The organism is Mycobacterium sp. (assembly GCF_008709575.1).
In the GTDB taxonomy this organism is placed as follows: domain Bacteria; phylum Actinomycetota; class Actinomycetes; order Mycobacteriales; family Mycobacteriaceae; genus Mycobacterium.
Genome location: NZ_VYIK01000178.1, coordinates 1 through 1112, shown reverse-complemented (window position 1 = coordinate 1112; position 1112 = coordinate 1). Strand labels below are relative to the sequence as shown.

General features: G+C 66.3%; 2 protein-coding genes. One reads left to right on the top strand and one right to left on the bottom strand.

Going from position 1 to position 1112, the window contains the following annotated elements; all coding sequences use genetic code 11:
• Window positions 1–38 precede the first annotated feature (38 nt).
• Window positions 39–464, top strand: coding sequence for a cell wall synthesis protein CwsA (cwsA, locus tag F6Q13_RS17690; RefSeq protein ID WP_293059327.1), 426 nt, complete (start codon window positions 39–41; stop codon window positions 462–464).
• 176 nt (window positions 465–640) lie between these two features.
• Here the strand turns inward: cwsA and F6Q13_RS17685 are convergent.
• Window positions 641–1112, bottom strand: a 472-nt coding sequence (locus F6Q13_RS17685; protein ID WP_293059324.1) for a hypothetical protein, incomplete at its 5' end; no start/stop codon positions are given.

The window sequence follows — 1112 nt, the reverse complement described above, 5'->3', positions numbered from 1 at the left end:
CTGGAAGGTCCACTACCAGCACATCGGAAAGGCGGCAGATGACGGCCACGAACCACACCCGGTTGACTCCGCGGCAGCGACTGACCCGGGGCCTGGCGTACTCCGCGGTCGGGCCGGTGGACCTCACCCGCGGGCTCGTCGGACTGGGCGTTAATTCCGCGCAGGCCGGTGTTTCGAGCCTGCGTCGGCGCTACCGCGATCGTCGGTTGGCTGCTGACCTGCAATCCGCGCAGGAAACGGTCGCCGCCGAATTGGCCGCCGCGCACGAACTGGTCGCCGGCCTGCCGCGGGCGCTGCACAAGGCCCGCCAGTCCCGGCGTTACGGGAGACGCGCCTGGGTGATTACCGGCATCGTCGTGGTGGCGCTCGGCGGTGGCGCGGTCGCTTTCTCGATCCTGCGGCGCTCCGCGCGCCCGAACAACTCACCCCGCCCGCCCAGTGTCGACGTGCAACAGCAGCTCTAGCAGTGCAGCCTAGCTAGCCCGTCAACGACGATGCCTGCGCCCCCCACCGAGCGGAACCTTGTCGTCTGTGGCGCCGACGCCGCTCAGTCGGCGCATCGGAGCGATCAGCGCGGCACGTGTCACCGCGATCGTGGCGACCGCTCGGCCTCTAAGTCCCATCGCATCGTCGCGGGACGTTATAACCCGATTGACGAGAGCAGGTCAGCGAATATGGTGGGGTCTACTACCGCGGCGGGGTCCAGACTCGAGGCAATATCGGCGGCTGATGAGGGGTCTAGGCCACCGGTCAAGGCGGAAAAGATGGTCGTACCCTCCGCATCAAGGGCGGTACCGAGGAACCGTAGGTCAGCGCCCAGCACCGTCCATTCCACGGGAAGCAAGCTGTTGCTGTTCAGGTCACCGGCTTGGTCAGCGGCGACGAAAGCTTGGTCCGCCGAGAGGATGTTCTGGGCCGCTGAAACCAACTGCTCGTCTGCGTTGGCCACCAAAGTCTGGTCGACTGCGGACAGCATGTCTTGCTGCGACGCGATAGTGGTCAGGAGCGTATCGAGCTGGCTGGGGAGCGGTTCCTGATTGGAGAGGACGATCGCCGCCCGGGTGCTGAGATCAGCCGTGGACGCCGTGTCCAGCACCGTTGTTCCTTGGTTC

What these genes read in the sequence shown, in the direction of transcription:
- cwsA (WP_293059327.1), top strand. Translation starts at nt 39, where the DNA reads ATGACGGCCACGAACCACACCCGGTTGACTCCGCGGCAGCGACTGACC.